The organism is Altererythrobacter lutimaris (assembly GCF_013371495.1).
Classification (GTDB): Bacteria; Pseudomonadota; Alphaproteobacteria; order Sphingomonadales; family Sphingomonadaceae; genus Erythrobacter; species Erythrobacter lutimaris_A.
In genome coordinates, this window is record NZ_JABWTA010000001.1 from 1635125 (window position 1) to 1652023 (window position 16899).

The 16899-nt window shown below is 58.3% G+C and carries 16 protein-coding genes; 9 read left to right on the forward strand and 7 right to left on the reverse strand.

The window, feature by feature from the left end; genetic code table 11:
- Positions 1–31 precede the first annotated feature (31 nt).
- The gene (locus tag HUO12_RS07930) at positions 32–628 is read left to right on the forward strand and encodes a TetR/AcrR family transcriptional regulator (RefSeq protein ID WP_176273059.1); all 597 of its coding nucleotides are present in this window, start codon (positions 32–34) and stop codon (positions 626–628) included.
- 64 nt (positions 629–692) lie between these two features.
- Here the strand turns inward: HUO12_RS07930 and bfr are convergent, their stop codons facing one another.
- From bfr to HUO12_RS07945, 3 genes are all read right to left on the reverse strand, one after another.
- Positions 693–1181, reverse strand: coding sequence for a bacterioferritin (gene bfr, locus HUO12_RS07935; protein ID WP_176273060.1), 489 nt, complete (start codon positions 1179–1181; stop codon positions 693–695).
- 145 nt (positions 1182–1326) lie between these two features.
- A complete protein-coding gene (locus tag HUO12_RS14695) occupies positions 1327–1710 on the reverse strand; it encodes a (2Fe-2S)-binding protein (protein ID WP_408609452.1) in 384 nt (127 codons plus the stop codon).
- Positions 1646–2950: a DUF418 domain-containing protein gene (locus tag HUO12_RS07945; protein ID WP_232367341.1), complete on the reverse strand. Its 1305-nt coding sequence runs from the start codon at positions 2948–2950 to the stop codon at positions 1646–1648. The genes HUO12_RS14695 and HUO12_RS07945 overlap by 65 nt, the downstream gene beginning before the upstream one ends.
- A 138-nt stretch (positions 2951–3088) precedes the next feature.
- On the opposite strand from HUO12_RS07945, the gene HUO12_RS07950 reads away from it, so the two are divergent.
- Genes HUO12_RS07950 through HUO12_RS07960 form a run of 3 tightly spaced genes read left to right on the forward strand, consistent with a single transcriptional unit; the run spans position 3089 to position 5675 of the window.
- Entirely contained in the window at positions 3089–3805 is a 717-nt protein-coding gene (locus HUO12_RS07950) for a ParA family protein (protein ID WP_176273062.1), read from the forward strand.
- A gap of 17 nt (positions 3806–3822) precedes the next feature.
- The gene (locus HUO12_RS07955; protein ID WP_176273063.1) at positions 3823–4296 is read left to right on the forward strand and encodes a hypothetical protein; all 474 of its coding nucleotides are present in this window, start codon (positions 3823–3825) and stop codon (positions 4294–4296) included.
- A gap of 41 nt (positions 4297–4337) precedes the next feature.
- Complete coding sequence (locus HUO12_RS07960) at positions 4338–5675, forward strand: SPOR domain-containing protein (protein WP_176273064.1); 1338 nt, start codon at positions 4338–4340, stop codon at positions 5673–5675.
- A 140-nt stretch (positions 5676–5815) separates the two neighbouring features.
- On the opposite strand, the gene HUO12_RS07965 is transcribed toward HUO12_RS07960, so the two are convergent.
- Positions 5816–7045, reverse strand: coding sequence for a dihydroorotase (locus HUO12_RS07965; RefSeq protein WP_176273065.1), 1230 nt, complete (start codon positions 7043–7045; stop codon positions 5816–5818).
- On the reverse strand, positions 7042–8058 hold the full coding sequence (locus HUO12_RS07970) for an aspartate carbamoyltransferase catalytic subunit (RefSeq protein WP_176273066.1): 1017 nt from the start codon (positions 8056–8058) through the stop codon (positions 7042–7044). Before HUO12_RS07970 ends, HUO12_RS07965 begins: the two co-directional genes overlap by 4 nt.
- A gap of 132 nt (positions 8059–8190) precedes the next feature.
- Between HUO12_RS07970 and sppA the strand changes: the two genes are divergently transcribed.
- Complete coding sequence (sppA, locus tag HUO12_RS07975; RefSeq protein WP_176273067.1) at positions 8191–10068, forward strand: signal peptide peptidase SppA; 1878 nt, start codon at positions 8191–8193, stop codon at positions 10066–10068.
- Between the two features lie 7 nt (positions 10069–10075).
- On the opposite strand, the gene HUO12_RS07980 is transcribed toward sppA, so the two are convergent.
- Positions 10076–11338 (reverse strand): sulfotransferase family protein, encoded by a 1263-nt coding sequence (locus HUO12_RS07980; protein ID WP_176273068.1) that lies wholly within the window; start codon positions 11336–11338, stop codon positions 10076–10078.
- A gap of 219 nt (positions 11339–11557) precedes the next feature.
- Here HUO12_RS07980 and serS point away from each other — a divergent pair, with 219 nt between their 5' ends.
- From serS to HUO12_RS07995, 3 genes are read left to right on the forward strand one after another with little or no spacing between them, the layout of a single operon-like run.
- Positions 11558–12838 carry a serine--tRNA ligase gene (gene serS, locus HUO12_RS07985; RefSeq protein WP_176273069.1) on the forward strand — a complete coding sequence of 427 codons (1281 nt, stop codon included), beginning with the start codon at positions 11558–11560 and terminating at the stop codon, positions 12836–12838.
- Positions 12838–13602 (forward strand): 5'/3'-nucleotidase SurE, encoded by a 765-nt coding sequence (gene surE, locus HUO12_RS07990; RefSeq protein WP_176273070.1) that lies wholly within the window; start codon positions 12838–12840, stop codon positions 13600–13602. The genes serS and surE overlap by 1 nt, the downstream gene beginning before the upstream one ends.
- 37 nt (positions 13603–13639) lie before the next feature.
- Entirely contained in the window at positions 13640–14698 is a 1059-nt protein-coding gene (locus HUO12_RS07995; RefSeq protein WP_176274355.1) for a potassium channel family protein, read from the forward strand.
- A 118-nt stretch (positions 14699–14816) separates the two neighbouring features.
- Here the strand turns inward: HUO12_RS07995 and HUO12_RS08000 are convergent, their stop codons facing one another.
- A complete protein-coding gene (locus HUO12_RS08000; protein ID WP_176273071.1) occupies positions 14817–15227 on the reverse strand; it encodes a DUF1761 domain-containing protein in 411 nt (136 codons plus the stop codon).
- Positions 15228–15304: 77 nt separating this feature from the next.
- Here HUO12_RS08000 and rimO point away from each other — a divergent pair, with 77 nt between their 5' ends.
- The gene (gene rimO / locus HUO12_RS08005; RefSeq protein ID WP_176273072.1) at positions 15305–16690 is read left to right on the forward strand and encodes a 30S ribosomal protein S12 methylthiotransferase RimO; all 1386 of its coding nucleotides are present in this window, start codon (positions 15305–15307) and stop codon (positions 16688–16690) included.
- Positions 16691–16899: the final 209 nt, after the last annotated feature.

Here is a 16899-nt window from a genome sequence, read left to right on the forward strand (position 1 = left end):
ACGCGGCGTCAAATGCCGCTAACTTGACACTATGTCAAGTAAAAAGAATCCAGGCACACGATCGCGTATCCTCGAGGCTGCATGGAAAGCCCTGGAGAGCGGAGATCCGCGCCAGAGCCGGATGGGTGATATTGCCAAAGCCGCCGGGATCAGCCGTCAGGCTCTCTATCTGCATTTCCCTAGCCGGACCGAGCTGCTGGTTGCGACGGCAAGGCACCTCGATGAAGTCTTTGACGTTGATGCGGCTCTGGCAGAAAGTCGCGCGGCGAAAACAGGCCGTGAGCGCCTGCCGGCCTTTATTCGCGCATGGAGCGGACACATTCCGCATATTTATGGTGTTGGCCGCGCCTTCATGGCGATGATGCCAAGCGACGAAGCTGCTGAATCGGCATGGCGTGATCGCATGAAGGCTGTACGTCACGGTTGTGAAGCAGCAGTCGAGGCCCTGAAAAAAGAAGGAGCGCTTGCTCCAAGGTGGGACCAAAAGAAAGCAGTCGATTGGTTATGGACGTTATTGTCCGTCCGCAACTGGGAGCATCTCACTCAAGACTGCGGCTGGAGCCAAAGCGAGTATCTCGATGCGATGGTTCGCACGGCAGAGCAAACCTTGCTGCGAAGCACGAACTAGAAAAGGTGGAGCATCGCTGCCCCGCCTTTCTTTGATCTGTTTGCGCTATGGATAGGCTGAAGTCTCAGCCTTCGCCTTCACCAGCAGCTTTGCTTTGCAGCTGGACGTAATTTTCCAGACCCATCCGCTCGATCATGTCGAATTGCGTTTCAAGGAAATCCACATGCTCTTCTTCGCTTTCGAGGATCCGTGCGAAAATCTCGCGGCTCACATAATCGCGGACCTTCTCGCAATGTTCGATCGCATCCTTAAGCAAAGGGATGGCTTCATGCTCGACCGCCAAATCCGCCTTGAGGATTTCCTCGACGCTCTCGCCTACCTTTAGCTTGTGGATTGCCTGAAAGTTCGGGAGTCCGCCCAAGAACAGCACACGCTCAGCCAGAATGTCGGCGTGCTTCATCTCGTCGATGGACTCATGCCGCTCATATTCGGCAAGCTTGTGAACACCCCAATCGGCCAGCACACGATAATGCAACCAGTACTGATTGATCGCTGTGAGCTCGTTGGTGAGAGCCTTGTTCAGGAATTCGATGACTGTAGCGTCGCCCTTCATGGCGCCTTCCCCTTGCAAGACGAAATACGTCGATGTTGATGATGCCGCAGCCTATGGCGCGCAATCATACTCAAGGCAAGGGCTCATACGAAAAAACCGTGAATTTTCAGTTATTTGAGAACCATTCGCAGTAGCGCGAAATTGTTTAGACTGCGAATTCTTTGCAACAAGTCGTTACGCCTTGGCGCTCTTCCGAGAGAATTGCGTCTGCTTCGCACAGACATGTCCCGCAATTGGGTTGCTTGCCTAAGCTTGCGTAAACCGCTTCAGCATCGCCGGTCGACTGACGCGCTGCTCGGCGCAGATCGGTTTCCTTTATGGCATTGCAAATGCAGACGTACATCGCCGCTACAAACTCCTGCGATTGATTCGCAGTTACGAATTTATGCGAATTATTCTCAATAGCAAGCTGTTTTCGAAGATATGTGGACAATTCCTCAGCCACCCTACAACAGAAAGGGCACTTACCGCTTGAGCGGAAACAGCTTCCCATAGGTAAGCGAGCGCCACAGCCATTCGAGCGGGCCATAGCGATACCGCTCAAGCCAAGGCTTTGACCACAGCAGCATAAGCACCCAAGTCAGGAGCACAACGAGATAGAGTTGAGAGCGGGTAAGCTCACCCCACAAGCCGCCCGCCCATGGATGGAATATCAGCATCATGAGGACGGACGTGCCGAGGTAATTTGTGAACGCCATTCGGCCCGCTGCGGAAAGTCTCTCGGGCAGCCAGCCACTCGCCGTCGCACTATAGAGCGTTAGCAAGGCGGCAAGACCGATCACGACCGGAAGGCGTGGCAAGTGCATCCACGCCATCATCGCGCTCAGCGTGCCCCAGTAGGTAAGCCCTTCCTGATAAGTGAAGATCGCGATCCCGGCCGTTGCAAGCGAGCCAAGGATGACCCCCGTCCAGCCCCATCGCCGCATTGATCCCGCATTCAATCCACCACTGAAAAAGCCCATCCGGTAAATCGCCATGCCGATCAGCATCAGCGGCAAGGTCTCAAACGACAACATGAAGATCGACACCAACGGATCGAAGGCGTGGGCGGAGAAGGTATGCGAGACGATGTCGGCATAGCTGCCGTCGGTCATGATCGCCTGCTCGGTTTCGGCTTCCTTCACCGCCTCGGTCATCGCCAGATCGATCTGCTCGCGAGCCTCAGCAAATTCCGGCTGATCGCCGACCGAGGTTTCGGCAATGAAATATGGGAAGCCCATCATTGCCGCGAAGATGAATCCGCCAAGGATATAGCTGATGATCCCGACCATGAGCTGGGTCTTTGCTGCCCAGCGCAGGCATAGGACCGCAATAAAACCAAGACTTGCGTACAGGAACAGAATGTCGCCGCGCCAGATGAAATAGAAATGGAACAGTCCAAACGCCAATAGCCACGCAAGCCTGCGCATTTGCAGCCAACGCGATTGCCCGCGCGCCCAGGCTCGTTCCATGAACAGCGCAAGCCCCGCTCCGAAAAGCAAGGTGAAAAGCCCGCGCATCTTTCCGTCAATGAGGACGAATTGTACGACCCACATGAGGTCGGAGCCTGGACCGTGCTCCGCAAGGAAGGCCTCAGGCCACATATACGCGCTCCAGGGCTGACCGAACGCAATGATGTTCGCTGCAAGGATACCAAGCACGGCAATGCCACGGATAAAATCGAGCGAACCGATCCTATCGGCCCTTGCAACCGGCGCAGACGCCATCTCGCCACCAGTTTCGGCCATCACGCTGTTTTCAGACATTTCTTCCGTGTTGGACACCTGCATTTCCCTCCGCCTGTATTGCACCCCTAATACACGAACTAAGGCCCGCGTTAACCTAAAATTAGCGCAATCCTGCGATCCCAGCACACGAACCCGTCAACCGGCGGGAAGTGTAAAGGGCAATCCAGGGGGACCCAACCGTTGCGTGTACTCGCTTTGGCATCGCAGAAAGGTGGCTCAGGCAAGACCACCCTATCAGGTCATCTTGCCGTCCAGGCTCAGCGCGCTGGTGCTGGTCCGGTCGTCCTGATCGACATTGACCCACAAGGTTCACTCGCAGACTGGTGGAACGAGCGTGAAGCGGAATATCCCGCTTTTGCGCAGACCACGGTTGCGCGTCTCGCCAACGATTTGCAGGTTCTGCGTCAGCAGGGCTTCAAACTGGCAGTGATCGATACGCCTCCGGCAATCACTATGGCAATCCAGTCCGTGATTTCCGTGGCTGAGCTCATCGTCGTTCCAACCCGCCCAAGCCCGCACGATCTGCGCGCTGTCGGCGCAACGGTCGATCTGTGTGAGCGTGCTGGCAAGCCGCTAGTGTTCGTTGTGAACGCAGCAACACCGAAAGCGAAGATCACTTCGGAAGCCGCCGTTGCGCTGTCGCAGCACGGCACCGTTGCCCCGATAACTTTGCATCACCGCACAGATTTCGCCGCATCGATGATCGATGGCCGCACGGTCATGGAAGTCGATCCGGAAAGCCGCAGCGCGGCTGAAGTGACAGCGCTGTGGAAGTATATTTACGACCGGCTGGAAAAGAACTTCCGTCGCACAGTCTTTGCAGCTCCGAACTCGCAGTCTCAGCTGCCCGGTGCTAGTCGTCCAGGCGGTGGCTTCGGTCGCCGCGTCGCTCAGTAATCGAAAGGAGCGGCATCATGAACGAAGCCAGCTTCGCTTCACTGAACCCGACACTGCTCGCACGCAAAGGCGGCGCCAAGCCTGCCATGCGTCCACAGCTTGCGCCTATTCCTGACGCAACGCCGAAGAACCTTGAGGATCTTGGCTGGAATGACATGGGCGATGACGCGGCAGAAGACGGTGCGGAAACCGCTGAAGTGGTGCACTTGAAGCCAACCGCAGGCAAAGTCGCCATCACACAGGACAACTCGCCTGGACCGATCGAATTGGGACCGATCGAGAAGCCTGTGCGCAAGCGTCAATCCGCTCTCAAGCAAGGCAAAAGGGCCGCATTTACTCTGCGTCTCGACCAGGACCGTCACCTCAAGCTGCGTCTGGCTGCAACCATGCAGGAAACCAGCGCTCAAGAACTCGTGACTAAAGCGCTCGATGCCTTGCTTGGCGAAATGACGGAACTCGAGACTCTCGCCGCTCAAATGAAGAAGAACTGAGCGCGCGCTCGCTCGCTGAATGTGAAGGAAGGGGAACCCACATGACCCGCACCGAAAAATCCATCAACGCACCAAAGATCGCTTTGGCTCTCACAACCGCTCTTGCCAGCGTTGCGCTGGCAGGCTGCACCACGGGCGGCTCCGCGCCGCGCGCTGAGACATCATTCAGCAAAGCACAAAGCGCGCTTGCGAAGGGTGAAGCTGACAAAGCGGTCATGCATGCAGAAGCTGCGGTTCAGTCCGAGCCGCGCAATGCAAGCTACCGTGCGATGCTAGGCGCTGCCTATCTTGAAAGCGGCCGCTTCCAGGCTGCTGCCACGAGCTTCAGCGATGCACTGGATCTGGGTGACACCGATCCGCGCACTGTACTGAGCTATGCGCTGGCAGAAACCGCACTGGGCAATAGCGGCGCGGCTCGCGCTGCGCTTAACGAGAATGCTGCGATGATCGATGGCGCGGACCTTGGTCTTGCGCTGGCTCTCGCTGGCGATGCTGACCGCGGCGTTGAAATCCTCGGCAACCAGCTTCGCGAAGGCCAGAACTCAGCCAAGCTGCGTCAGAACCTTGCTTACGCATATGCTTTGCAAGGCAATTGGCGCGGTGCACGCGTGATGGCTGCAGAAGACGTTCCAGCTGACCAACTCGACGAACGGATCAGCCAGTGGGCGCAGATGGGCAAGCCGGAAGACTATCAGACACGCGTTGCAACACTGCTGAATGTCACGCCGACCTATGACGCTGGCCAGCCGACATACCTGGCCCTGTCAAACCACCCGGCCCATGCCGAGATGGTCGCAGAAGCGGCTGCAGAAATGCCGGTTGAACTGGCTGCTGCAGACGAAGCAAGTTTTGCAGAAGCGCCAGTTGCAACGCCAGCCGCTCCGGTGGCAGCACCTGCCGCTGAGGCTGCTCCGATGCGTATGGCTGACGCTGCTCCCGCGAAGATCCGCTATGTTTCCAATCCGGTGATCCAGCAGATCAACTCAGATTATCAGGAGCGCCGCGCAAGCGCGAAGAAACGTCCGGCAACGCGTCTGGCCGCAAGCTCTTCTCAGCGCCGCATGGCATCGACAGCTGACAACGCAACCGATACGCATCTGGTTCAGCTCGGCAGCTTCTCCAGCCGCGAAGGCGCTGAGAATGCGTGGAGCATCTACAAGAAGCGTTATCCGAACCTCAAAGGTCACGACATGGTCATCACGCAGGCCAATGTTGGCGGCAAGACCTATTACCGTGTTGCAGCTGCCGGATTCGGCAAGAACGGCGCTGCCGCCATGTGCGGCCAGGTCAAGGCCTCCGGCGCTGGCTGCCTTGCCTATGCAAGCAGCACGAGCCTTCCGGGCGCGACAGACAAGGTTATCCGCGTCGCGGCACGCTAAACCCGAAATTCAAAGAGCTTTCAGCGAGACTGCCCCCGGGCCCGAAAGGGTATCCGGGGGTTGTTTTTTGGGTTTGTTTGGTGCGGTCAGCACATCCGTGCTGACCTTGACCGAGCAACCCGCAAAACGGAAACGTTAGATCACGAGATCCCTAAACCGCCTTTAAACAGCGCCGTCACACGCCCTTGCGTCGGCTGACCATCAAACGGCGTGTTGTCCGCAGTCGCTGCCATCTTGCGGCGATCGATAATCCATGGCTTTTCAGGGTCAACCAGCGCGATGTCCGCTTCCATACCGACGTCCAGCGTGCCCGCTTCAACGCCCAACAGCTTTGCCGGATTGCTAGCAAGCAGATCAAACGCGCGAGCTATATCGATTACGCCATCGCGAACCAGCGTCAGTGTCATTGCAAGCAGCGTCTCAGCCCCTGCCATACCGGGCTCTGCATCAGCGAAAGGCAAACGCTTGTCTTCAGGGCCACGCGGGTCATGCCCACTTGCGATTACGTCAATCACGCCTTCCCCGATCGCAGCGATCACAGCCTGTCGGGCGGCTTCGCTGCGCAATGGCGGCGAGAGCCGCATGAAGGTCGTGAATTCAGCCGTCGCGAGATCGGACAGCATGAAGTGCGCAGGCGTGACGCCCGCCGTCACATTGACGCCCCTCGCCTTTGCAGCGCGCACCAGCTTGATTGCAGCAGCGCTCGTCACTTGGCGCAAGTGCAGCCGCGCCCCGCTCATTTCAGCGAGCGCAATGTCGCGCGCGACAGCAAGCGCTTCGGCTTCAACCGGAGCACTCGGCAAGCCCAAACGCGTTGCCATCTCGCCCGCGGTCGCTGCGGCTTCCCCTCCAAGACCGGAATCCTCTGCATGCGTCACAACGACCAGATCCAGCATCGCTGCATATTGCATGATACGCAGCATGACGCCGCTATCAGCAACCCAACGCCGCCCGGTCGCGATGCCGCGCGCGCCTGCTTCGGTCATCAGGCCGATTTCTGCGAGCTCCTTGCCTGCAAGATCGCGTGTTGCCGCTGCCAATGGATGCACCCAGAGATTGGGCTTGCCGCTCTTCGCGATGTAATTGACCCGGCTCGGCAGATCAAGCGGAGGAGACTGATCCGGCATCAGCGCTGCGCGCGTGATCCCGCCAAAGTGGAACGCGGGTTTATCGATTGCAAAGACACCCAGATCGACGAGGCCGGGCGCTACCAATTGTCCTTTGGCATCGAATGTTTCATCGCCTGCCTTGGCAGAAACATCGCCGACCGCTTGGATGCGACCTTCAGCCAGTCGCACTCCGCCTTCATTCACGCCTTGCGACGTAACTAAGCGGCCATTTGTGATGGTAAGAGGCTGCTGCTGTTTCATGACCAGCCCTCCACACCGCGCGTTCGCCGCGTCAGAATGTCCAGACACGCCATGCGGATGGCGACGCCCATTTCGACTTGCCGCGTGATAATCGAACGGTCGAGCATATCTGCCACATCGCTGTCGATCTCGACCCCGCGGTTCATCGGACCCGGATGCATCACCAGCGCATCAGGCGCAGCACGCTCCAGCCGGTCTTTCGTGAGGCCGTAAAGATGATGATATTCGCGCGGAGAGGGAATGAATTGGCCTTCCATCCGCTCGTTCTGCAAACGTAGCATCATGACAACGTCCGCGCCTTTGAGGGCTGCATCGAAGTTGTAGAACGGTTCTGCACCGATGGCTTCGACATCGGCTGGCATCAGCGCTGGCGGCGCGCATAGCCGAACGCTCGCGCCAAGCGCTTGCAAGCACAGCAAGGTGCTGCGCGCGACCCTGCTGTGAAGGATGTCGCCGCAGATCGTCACAGTCAGCCCGGTAAAGTCGTCTGCTGCTTCGCCGCGCTGCCTCAGCGCATGGCGCAAAGCAAGCGAATCCAGCAGACCTTGTGTCGGATGCTCGTGGCTCCCATCGCCTGCGTTCAAGACCGGGCAATCGACTTTATCTGCGATCAGTTTTGTCGCACCACTCGAGCCGTGACGGATCACAATCGCATCTGGCCGCATTGCGTTCAGCGTGATCGCCGTATCGATCAGCGTCTCGCCCTTTTTGACGCTGGACTGTGCGGCATGCATGTTGACTACATCAGCGCCCAGCCGTTTGCCTGCAATCTCAAAGCTCAGCAGCGTGCGCGTTGAATTTTCAAAGAACGCATTGATGATCGTAAGACCGGACAAAAGGTCGACATGCTTGGAGGACTGCCGGTTCAAATCGATCCACGGTTCTGCCTCATCCAGCAGATATAGGATTTCATGCCGTTCGAGCTGCGAAATGCCGAGCAAATCGCGATGTGGAAAGGCGGCGCTGCCCGCTGGGTAGCGGTCTGCGTTCGAAGTTGTGTCCATCGATGTCATTAAAGCGATGCCGTTAGACGAGCTGTGTGTGTCGCTCAACCCCTTCTGTGGTGATTGTGTACGCGATTTCGTTGGAACTTTGCGCGCAAATCACTACTTTTAACAAAACATCACATTCATTTGGGGCATTCGATGAGTTTTGCAGGCAAGGTCTGGCGTTTGTTAGTGGGCATCAAGGACGGTTTGGTCCTCGTGTTCATGCTGCTGTTTTTCATGGCGCTGTTCGCGGTTCTTTCAGCGCGTCCCAGCCCCGGCCAAGTGCGCGATGGCGCATTACTGCTCGACCTCAACGGCTTCATTGTTGAAGAGCGCGCAGAAATCGACCCGTTCGCCACGCTGATTTCCGGCGAAGCGCCTGTCTCCGAGTTTGAAGCACGTGAGTTGGTTCGGGCGATTGACGCAGCGGCTAGCGATGAGCGGATCAAAGCGGTTGTGCTGGATCTCCGGATGTTTCTCGGCGGTGGCCAGGTCCACTTGCAGGAGGTTGGCGAAGCGCTGAACCGAGTGAAGGCCGCAGACAAACCGGTTTTCTCATACGGTCTGGCCTATTCGGACCCCGCTCTATTGCTTGCCTCGCACGCCGACGAGGTGTGGATGGACCCGCTTGGTGTCGCCTATATTGCAGGTCCAGGCGGGTCAGCGATGTTCTACAAGGACATGCTCGACAAGCTAAGCGTCAACGCAAAGACATACCGCGTTGGAACCTACAAGGCCGGCATCGAACCGTTCGAGCGCAATTCTTTCTCCGATGAAGCGCGGCGCAATATTCAAGCCGTAATCGATACGCGTTGGGAGGAATGGCAGGCTCATGTGAAAGCTACGCGGCCAGCCGCAAACATCGAACTGGTCGCGACGGACCCTGAAACTTACATTCAGAGCGGCAATGGCGACATTGCACAGGCCGGTGTCGACGCAGGCCTGATCGACAAGCTTGGCAGCTTTGAAGAGTTCGCCGTACGCGTCGCAGAAGTCGCTGGCGAAGGCTCGACTGACAATCCAGGCGACTTTGCGCAGAACAGCCTCAAGGTCTGGCTCGCCGCGAACCCTGCCGACACGGATGGCAAGAAGATCGCTGTGGTCAATGTGGCCGGCGCTATCGTTGATGGCGATGCCGGTCCAGGCACGGCAGGTGGTGACCGCATCGCTGACTTGCTCAATAACGGCTTGGACGACGATTATGACGGTCTTGTCGTACGCGTGGATTCAGGCGGCGGGTCGGTTCTCGCCTCTGAACAGATCCGTCGCGCAATCGAGCGCTATCGCGAGAAAGACATTCCCGTCGCGGTTTCCTTTGCCAATGTCGCGGCTAGCGGCGGTTATTGGGTCGCGACCGCTGGTGACCGTATTTTTGCCCAGCCGGAGACTGTGACGGGCTCAATCGGTGTTTATGGCTTCCTGCCGACCTTCGAGAATTCGCTGGCAGAGATCGGCGTATCAACCGACCGCCTTGCGACTACGCCTCTGTCGGGTCAGCCCGACACGCTGGGCGGGTTTACGCCTGAAGTGGACACGCTGATCCAGACATCGATTGACCGTGTCTACACGCAATTCCTCGCAATTGTTTCAGAGGCTCGCAACATGCCGGTCGAGAAAGTCGACGAGATTGCGCAAGGTCAGGTCTGGGATGGCGGGACAGCCCGTCAGAACGGTTTGATCGACCAGTTTGGCGGCCTGCAGGAAGCGGCGGCATGGGTCGCAGAACAGGCCGAAGCAGGTGAAGAAGGGTTCCACCTCGTGACGCTCGGCGGCTCTGTTGACCCGTATCAGTCGCTGATCCGGCAATTGATGTCTAGCGATGCGCGTGCACCGGTAATGAGCGGCGATTTTGCGGGCCACGTAGCTGTTGGACAGCGCGCTGCGATGGGCCGCATTGCCAGCGATTTGGAGCGTATGCTGCGCGGGACAGGCATTCAGGCCTATTGCGAATTCTGCCCGGTTCAGCCGCGCGCGGCTGACCTTTCGAAAGGTGATCAGCTCATCACGAAAGCCTCAAACGTTCTGGCAAAGTAGGGCCGGTTTAGCGCGCGGCGGAGCGGCGCTCTGCCCGCCCTCGCCCGGCCTCTGCTTCCGTCGGGATAGCATAGGTGCGGGTATAATCGCCCAGCCGCTCCGCGACTTCGCCTGTCGAGAGGCCAAACTGCTCCAGACTGTAGCGGTGCGGATTGCGCTTCAGGGACTCCGCAGCCTCGAGATAGCTTTCCATGCCCGGCAGGGCAGGCGCAATATCCAGGCCCAAAAACGCGTAGATCCGCTCCATCGTCGCGCGCCAATCGCGGTCCATATCGTCATATTGCACATCGATCATCCGCTCGCGCGGGATGCTGTCACGCGCAGCGCGCATCCGCGCAATCATGAGCTCTGTCTTCCTCAGCCACTCGCGACCAATGTCTGCCGGATCGACATGATCGGAATAAAGGATCGTCTGGTTCCAGGCGAGCGAAGCTGCGCTGCCCACTACCGCCTGCGGATCGCGATGCGTGAAGATCAGCCGCGCATCAGGAAACACTTTCAATAGCGCGGGCAGATCGAGCATGTGCTGCGGGGTCTTCAAAATCCATGGCCGGATCGAGGAAACTTGCTGCGACCAGCCGACCAGCCGCAACAGGTCAGCCAATTGCCGATAAGCTGGTTCTGCATCCTGCGTTTCGCACCAGGCGGTATAGCTCGGAATTTGCCACTGCGCGTCATGCTTCATGCCCCACATGCTGGAGACAAAGAGACCAAGCTCTTCCTCCGGCTGATAGGGTCCCGTGGGATGAATCGACAGCGTGCGCGGATTAGCGAGCCGCGCGACTTTCATGATCCTGCCTGCAAGCACAGGCCTGAAATCCTCAGCTTCGCCAGCCAGCACGTCCTCAAAGTCTGGCCGCGGCACAGGGCTGATCGTTTCAAAGCTGCGCATATGGCTGAAGCGGCGGTCGCTCGCGAGCAAGCGGTGCAGCCGCGTCGTGCCTGAACGCATAGGCCCGACAATCACCACCGGGCGCGGGATCGCCCGCTCCAATATCTCGGGATGCCGCTTGAACCACATCCGCGCCCACAAGCGGTCAGTCAGCACCTTGTGGAATTGCTGCATGGCGGAAAAATCGCCCGCCGGATTGAGCCGCGCTTCTTCACGCAAGGATTGCAGCAAAACATCGAGCGGCTGCTCGAACCACGGGTCGCCAAAGTCATCGAGCCCCGCTTCGCTCGCAGCGCGCTCCATCAATCGGTCTTTGTCGAGATCGGGCTTGGCAAGCGCGCCCACTGCGCGCCCTGCGCGAATGACGGAATTTGCCAATCCTATAAATGGAGTGCGTCGCGGTGGCTCGTTTCCTGAGATCGTGCTTGCTCCCTGAATTTATTAGGGCCCCTGTCAGCTTGCGCTCTCTAACCGAACACCTGCTCGCTATGCCTGTTCCCCTAATCTTTCAGACGCATGATGCAAGTTTGCTCAGAGCTCGGGCGCGGAAATGCCCGCTAGATATTCTGCGCACGAGAAGGCATAGGCGCTTCCACCATGCATGACATACGAATGATCAGAGACGACCCCGACGGGTTTGATGCAGCAATGGCCCGGCGCGGGCTGGAGCCGGTGGCAGCTGGTATCTTGTCGCTGGACGAGAAATTCCGCGCGCTCACGACCAAGCTGCAGGAAATGCAGAGCCGCCGCAATGAAGCCTCCAAGGCGATCGGGCAGGCAATGGGTCAAGGCGATAAAGACAAGGCCGAAGCGCTCAAAGCCGAAGTCTCCGAGCTCAAGCAAAGCATGCCTCAAATCGAGGAAGAAGAGCGTGCGCTGGGCGAAGAGTTGCGCGCTGCGCTGCTCGGCCTGCCGAACTTGCTTGATCCCTCTGTACCCGACGGTGACAGCGAGGACGACAATGTCTTCCTGCGCGAATGGGGAGAGAAGCCGAGCTTCGATTTCGAGCCGAAAGAGCATGCAGATATCGCGCCTGCACTTGGCATGGACTTTGAGACCGGGGCGAAGATTTCAGGCGCACGCTTCACGTTCCTGCGCGGAGACATCGCGCGCCTGCACCGTGCGCTCGGTCAGTTCATGCTCGACACCAATACGCGCGAGCACGGCTATACCGAATGCAATCCGCCGCTACTGATCCGCGAAGAAGCAGGATATGGCACAGGTCAGTTGCCGAAGTTTTCAGAAGACCTCTTCCAGACAACCGACGGCCGCTATCTGATTTCGACTTCGGAAATGTCGCTTGGCAATTCCTTCCGCGAGCAGATTTTCGAGGAAGCCGACTTCCCCATGCGCATCACCGCGCTCACGCCCTGCTTCCGCAGCGAAGCGGGCGCAGCGGGCAAGGACACGCGCGGTTTCATTCGCCAACACCAGTTTGAGAAAGTCGAGCTGATCAGCGCTGCCTTGCCGGAGCAATCCGAAGCCGAGCAGGAGCGGATCACGTCGATTGCCGAAGGACTGCTACAAGCGCTCGGTCTGCACTACCGCGTTGTCGCGCTGTGCTCCGGTGACATGGGCGCCGCGATGATGAAAACATTCGATCTGGAAGTCTGGCTGCCCGGACAAGGCGCCTATCGCGAAATCAGTTCCTGCTCCAATGGCGGTGCCTATCAGCCACGCCGCATGAATGCCCGCTATCGTCCCAAAGACAGCAAGAAGACGGAATATTTCCACTTGCTGAACGGCTCCGGTCTTGCGGTGGGTCGTACTCTGGTGGCGATCATCGAAAATTATCAGCAGGCCGACGGTTCAGTCGCAATCCCGAAGGTCCTGCACCCCTATATGGGCGGCGTGACCAAGCTGGAGCCACTTGGCTGATGCGCATTCTGGTCACCAATGACGATGGCTATCACGCCCCCGGCCTTGAAGTGCTGGAGGAGATTGCGCGCCAGTTCAGCGATGACATCTGGGTTTGCGCGCCTGCGGAGGAGCAATCAGGCGCCGGGCATTCGCTGACGCTTAATCATCCGGTTCGCTTGCAGAAGTTTGGCGAACGCCGCTTCGCTGTACGTGGAACGCCAACTGACAGCGTTATGATGGCGCTGCGTACAGTCATGGATGGTCCGCCGGACCTAGTGCTCTCAGGCGTCAACCGCGGCGCGAACCTGGGCGATGACATCACCTATTCCGGCACTGTGTCCGCTGCCATAGAAGGCGCGCTTGCCGGGATTCGCTCGATAGCGCTCTCTCAGGTCTATTCGCGCGAAGGCATGGGCGATGACGTTCCCTTCTCTGCCGCGCGCGATTGGGGCGCGAAAGTGATTGAGCCACTGCTTGGCGCGCAATTCCCGGCCCGCTCGCTAGTCAATGTGAACTTCCCGCCGATACCGGCTGCCGATGTGAAAGGCATTCGCGTCGTCCGGCAAGGCTTCCATGATTACTCGCGCGGCACAGTGGTTGAGGGTCGCGATCCGCGCGGCTATCGGTATTTCTGGTTCGGGCTTGATGCGATTGAGCATACGCTTGATCATGGGACCGATCTGGAAGCAATTGATGAGGGCTATATCGCTGTGACGCCGCTGCAACTCGACCTCACCCACCACGCGTCGCTTGGTGCCCTTGCTGAACGATTCGACGGGTAGAGCGTTTGCGCCGATGAGGAACCCTATCGACCGGATCATGCCGACAAAGAAAGGCCACCCGTCCACCAAGCGGCGGTTCAAGCCCTTGCGGCGTGCGGTCAAAATACCGGTCTGGGGCGATTTGGGCATCCGGCTCACGCTAGCGCTCGGTTTGATCGGGCTGGTCGTGGCGATCCACTGGTTCGACCGCGGAGGCCTCGTTGACAATGTCGATGGCGATGTCAGCCTGCTCGACATCATCTATTTCACGATGATTTCCATCACCACGACAGGCTTTGGCGATATTGCGCCGGTCACCGACCGTGCGCGGCTGATCGAAGCGGTGATCGTGACACCGGTGCGCTTTGCCGTGCTGTTTATCTTTGTAGGCACGGCCTATAATTTCATTATCAAGCGCAGCTGGGAGAAGTGGCGCATGACACGTATTCAAGAAAACCTCGAAGATCACATCGTCGTGCTGGGCTACGGCATTTCTGGCTCAGAAAGCGTCAACGAGCTGATCGAGCGCGGGACCGAAGCCAGCAATATCGTCGTGGTCGATCCAAGCGAAGAGCGGCTGACGGAAGCAGAGAACCTGGGCTGCAATGTCATGGCAGCCGATGCGACGCGCGATCAAACCTTGCAGGCGGTGCGAATTGCCAAGGCGCAGAATGTGCTGGTTTCTGCGGGCCGCGATGACACTTCGATCCTGATCGTGCTGACCGTGCGCGCGCTTGCGCCGCATGTTCCGATCAGCGTGGTTGTGCGCGCGGATGACAATGAATCGCTCGCCCGCCAAGCTGGCGCGAACAATGTCATCAATCCCGTGCGCTTTACCGGATTGCTGCTCGCCGGCAGCGCGACTGGCACGCATATCTCCGAATATCTGGCTGACCTCGCTTCCGTCACTGGCCGCGTCCAGTTGGTCGAACGCGAAGTGACGGAAGAAGAATGCGGCCAGTCGATCCACCAGCTGGAAACAGGCGGGGTTGGCTTGCGCGTTTACCGCCAAGGCAAAGCGATCGGATATTGGGAGAAGGAATGCGAATGCCTTCTTCCCGGGGATATTGTCGTCGAAATCCGCCCCAGCGAGAATGGGAATGGAAACGGCGATTAAAGCAAGGCTTGCGAGAACTTACTGTTTGTCTTGGTTTGTCTGCGCAAGGTCTCGTCCGACTTTCAGCCGATCTCGCTTTATCTAGGGGTCATCTAGGGGTGATCTCGACTTATCTCTCCTAGGGGAGGTAGGCGTGGACCAGCCCCATCGCTGTGTAGAACAACAGCCAATAGCCTGCGTCGATAAAGAATAAGCTCTTGGATTTCTGACTAAAAAGATAATTCGTGCCGAGCGCCGGGACAATGAAGCCGAGCGCTACGCCAAGCGCGGTAAGCACTTTGACCGCAACACTCAGATCCTGCGCGTAGGATGCGAAAGTATGCGCCAAAGTCCAGCTTGCGAGCAGTGAAAACGCGAATGCTCCGCCATAGATCAAGCCCATATTCGAGCCCTTGATATCATCCTCGGTAAGGCCGACGGCCCCCATCCATTTCTTGCCCATGATGGGGCCATACCAAATCCCGCCAACGACAAATCCGCACGCCGCAGCGAGCACGACGCCAAGCCAGTTTACGTCAAACAAATCCATATGAGTTCCTCCCGAATTGCGTCCCTTTGCGAGAGCCTAGCGCAAGAGATCGAACACGTGTAGAGGCGCTGCGCATAATGAGCACGACGACAACTCTCCCTGACCAAAAGAAGGTCGGCATGGTCAGCCTTGGCTGCCCCAAGGCCTTGGTCGATTCCGAGCGCATACTGACCCGCCTTCGCGCCGATGGATATGCGATGAGCCCGGACTACGCCGGTGCAGATGTGGTGCTCGTCAACACCTGCGGTTTTCTGGATAGCGCCAAGGAAGAAAGCCTTTCTGCCATTGGTGAAGCGATCGCTGAGAATGGCCGCGTGATCGTGACAGGCTGCATGGGCGAAGAAGCCGACGCCATTCGCGCCGCGCATCCGCAAGTCCTCGCCGTGACAGGCGCGCATCAATATGAGCAAGTGGTCGAAGCCGTGCATACCCACGCTCCGCCGTCGCAGGGACCGTTTGTGGATCTGATCCCGCAACCGTCAGAGCATGACATCAAGCTCACACCGCGCCATTACAGCTACCTCAAGATTTCAGAGGGTTGCAATCACTCTTGCGCGTTTTGCATCATCCCTCAACTGCGCGGCAAACTCGCCAGCAGGCGCGTCGATGCGGTGCTGCGCGAAGCGGAAAAGCTCGTCGCAGCTGGCACGCGCGAACTGCTTGTGATCAGTCAGGACACTTCGGCTTATGGCGTCGATACGCGCCATGAACCGCGCCAATGGAAGGGGCGAGAGGTCCGCGCGCACATGACCGATCTGGCGCGCGAACTCGGTCAGTTGCGCACGCCGGAATGCACGCCGCCATGGGTCCGGCTCCACTATGTCTACCCCTACCCGCATGTTGATGCGGTAATCCCGCTAATGGCGGAAGGGCTGCTCACCCCCTATCTCGATATCCCGTTCCAGCATGCGAGCCCGAAGGTACTCAAACTGATGCGCCGCCCGGCCAACGAAGCAAAGGTACTCGAGCGGCTGAAGGGCTGGCGCGAAATCTGCCCCGAGATTGCGATCCGATCTTCCTTTGTCGTGGGCTTTCCCGGCGAAACAGAGGAAGACTTCCAGTACTTGCTCGATTGGTTGGAAGAAGCGCAGCTCGACCGGGTCGGAGCCTTTCGTTTCGAACCGGTAGAAGGCGCAGCGGCGAATGACCTACCCGACCCTGTGCCAGAGGCGCTCAAGGAAGAGCGCTATGCCCGATTGATGGAAGTCACTGAGAAGATCAGTGCGGCCAAGCAACAAGCCAAGATCGGGACCACGCTTCCAGTCATCATCGACGAAGTTGGCGAGCCTGATGAAGATGGCGACATCGGCGCGACAGGCCGTAGCCAGGCTGATGCTCCCGAAATCGATGGTCAAGTATTCTTGCGCAACGTGCCTGACGATCTCAAGCAAGGGCACATCGTGGATGTCAGCGTAGAAGATGCTGATGCGCATGATTTTTTCGGTGTTGTCGCAACAGATTAGCGTCGGAATTCGACTCAAGCCACTGATTAAGTTGGTTTTATCAGAGCGGATCGCGCAATGTTCCGGTGATGCCTTGCGCCGTTTTCGGGGCTGGATTTACTCGGATTTAACCATCCTGCAGAGCCCCGCGTTAACCATCAAACCCGCGGAATTCCGCCGTGTTTAATGCTCCCATTCGGTCCAGGGTAAACTTTATCTAAACGCATTTA

Bases quoted from the DNA above. Each gene is read 5' to 3' on its own strand.
- HUO12_RS07930 (WP_176273059.1), top strand. From the start codon at position 32: ATGTCAAGTAAAAAGAATCCAGGCACACGATCGCGTATCCTCGAGGCT.
- bfr (WP_176273060.1), bottom strand. From the start codon at position 1,181: ATGAAGGGCGACGCTACAGTCATCGAATTCCTGAACAAGGCTCTCACC.
- HUO12_RS14695 (WP_408609452.1), bottom strand. From the start codon at position 1,710: ATGGCCCGCTCGAATGGCTGTGGCGCTCGCTTACCTATGGGAAGCTGT.
- HUO12_RS07945 (WP_232367341.1), bottom strand. From the start codon at position 2,950: ATGCAGGTGTCCAACACGGAAGAAATGTCTGAAAACAGCGTGATGGCC.
- HUO12_RS07955 (WP_176273063.1), top strand. From the start codon at position 3,823: ATGAACGAAGCCAGCTTCGCTTCACTGAACCCGACACTGCTCGCACGC.
- HUO12_RS07960 (WP_176273064.1), top strand. From the start codon at position 4,338: ATGACCCGCACCGAAAAATCCATCAACGCACCAAAGATCGCTTTGGCT.
- HUO12_RS07965 (WP_176273065.1), bottom strand. From the start codon at position 7,045: ATGAAACAGCAGCAGCCTCTTACCATCACAAATGGCCGCTTAGTTACG.
- HUO12_RS07970 (WP_176273066.1), bottom strand. From the start codon at position 8,058: ATGACATCGATGGACACAACTTCGAACGCAGACCGCTACCCAGCGGGC.
- sppA (WP_176273067.1), top strand. From the start codon at position 8,191: ATGAGTTTTGCAGGCAAGGTCTGGCGTTTGTTAGTGGGCATCAAGGAC.
- serS (WP_176273069.1), top strand. From the start codon at position 11,558: ATGCATGACATACGAATGATCAGAGACGACCCCGACGGGTTTGATGCA.
- surE (WP_176273070.1), top strand. From the start codon at position 12,838: ATGCGCATTCTGGTCACCAATGACGATGGCTATCACGCCCCCGGCCTT.
- HUO12_RS07995 (WP_176274355.1), top strand. From the start codon at position 13,640: ATGCCGACAAAGAAAGGCCACCCGTCCACCAAGCGGCGGTTCAAGCCC.
- HUO12_RS08000 (WP_176273071.1), bottom strand. From the start codon at position 15,227: ATGGATTTGTTTGACGTAAACTGGCTTGGCGTCGTGCTCGCTGCGGCG.
- rimO (WP_176273072.1), top strand. From the start codon at position 15,305: ATGAGCACGACGACAACTCTCCCTGACCAAAAGAAGGTCGGCATGGTC.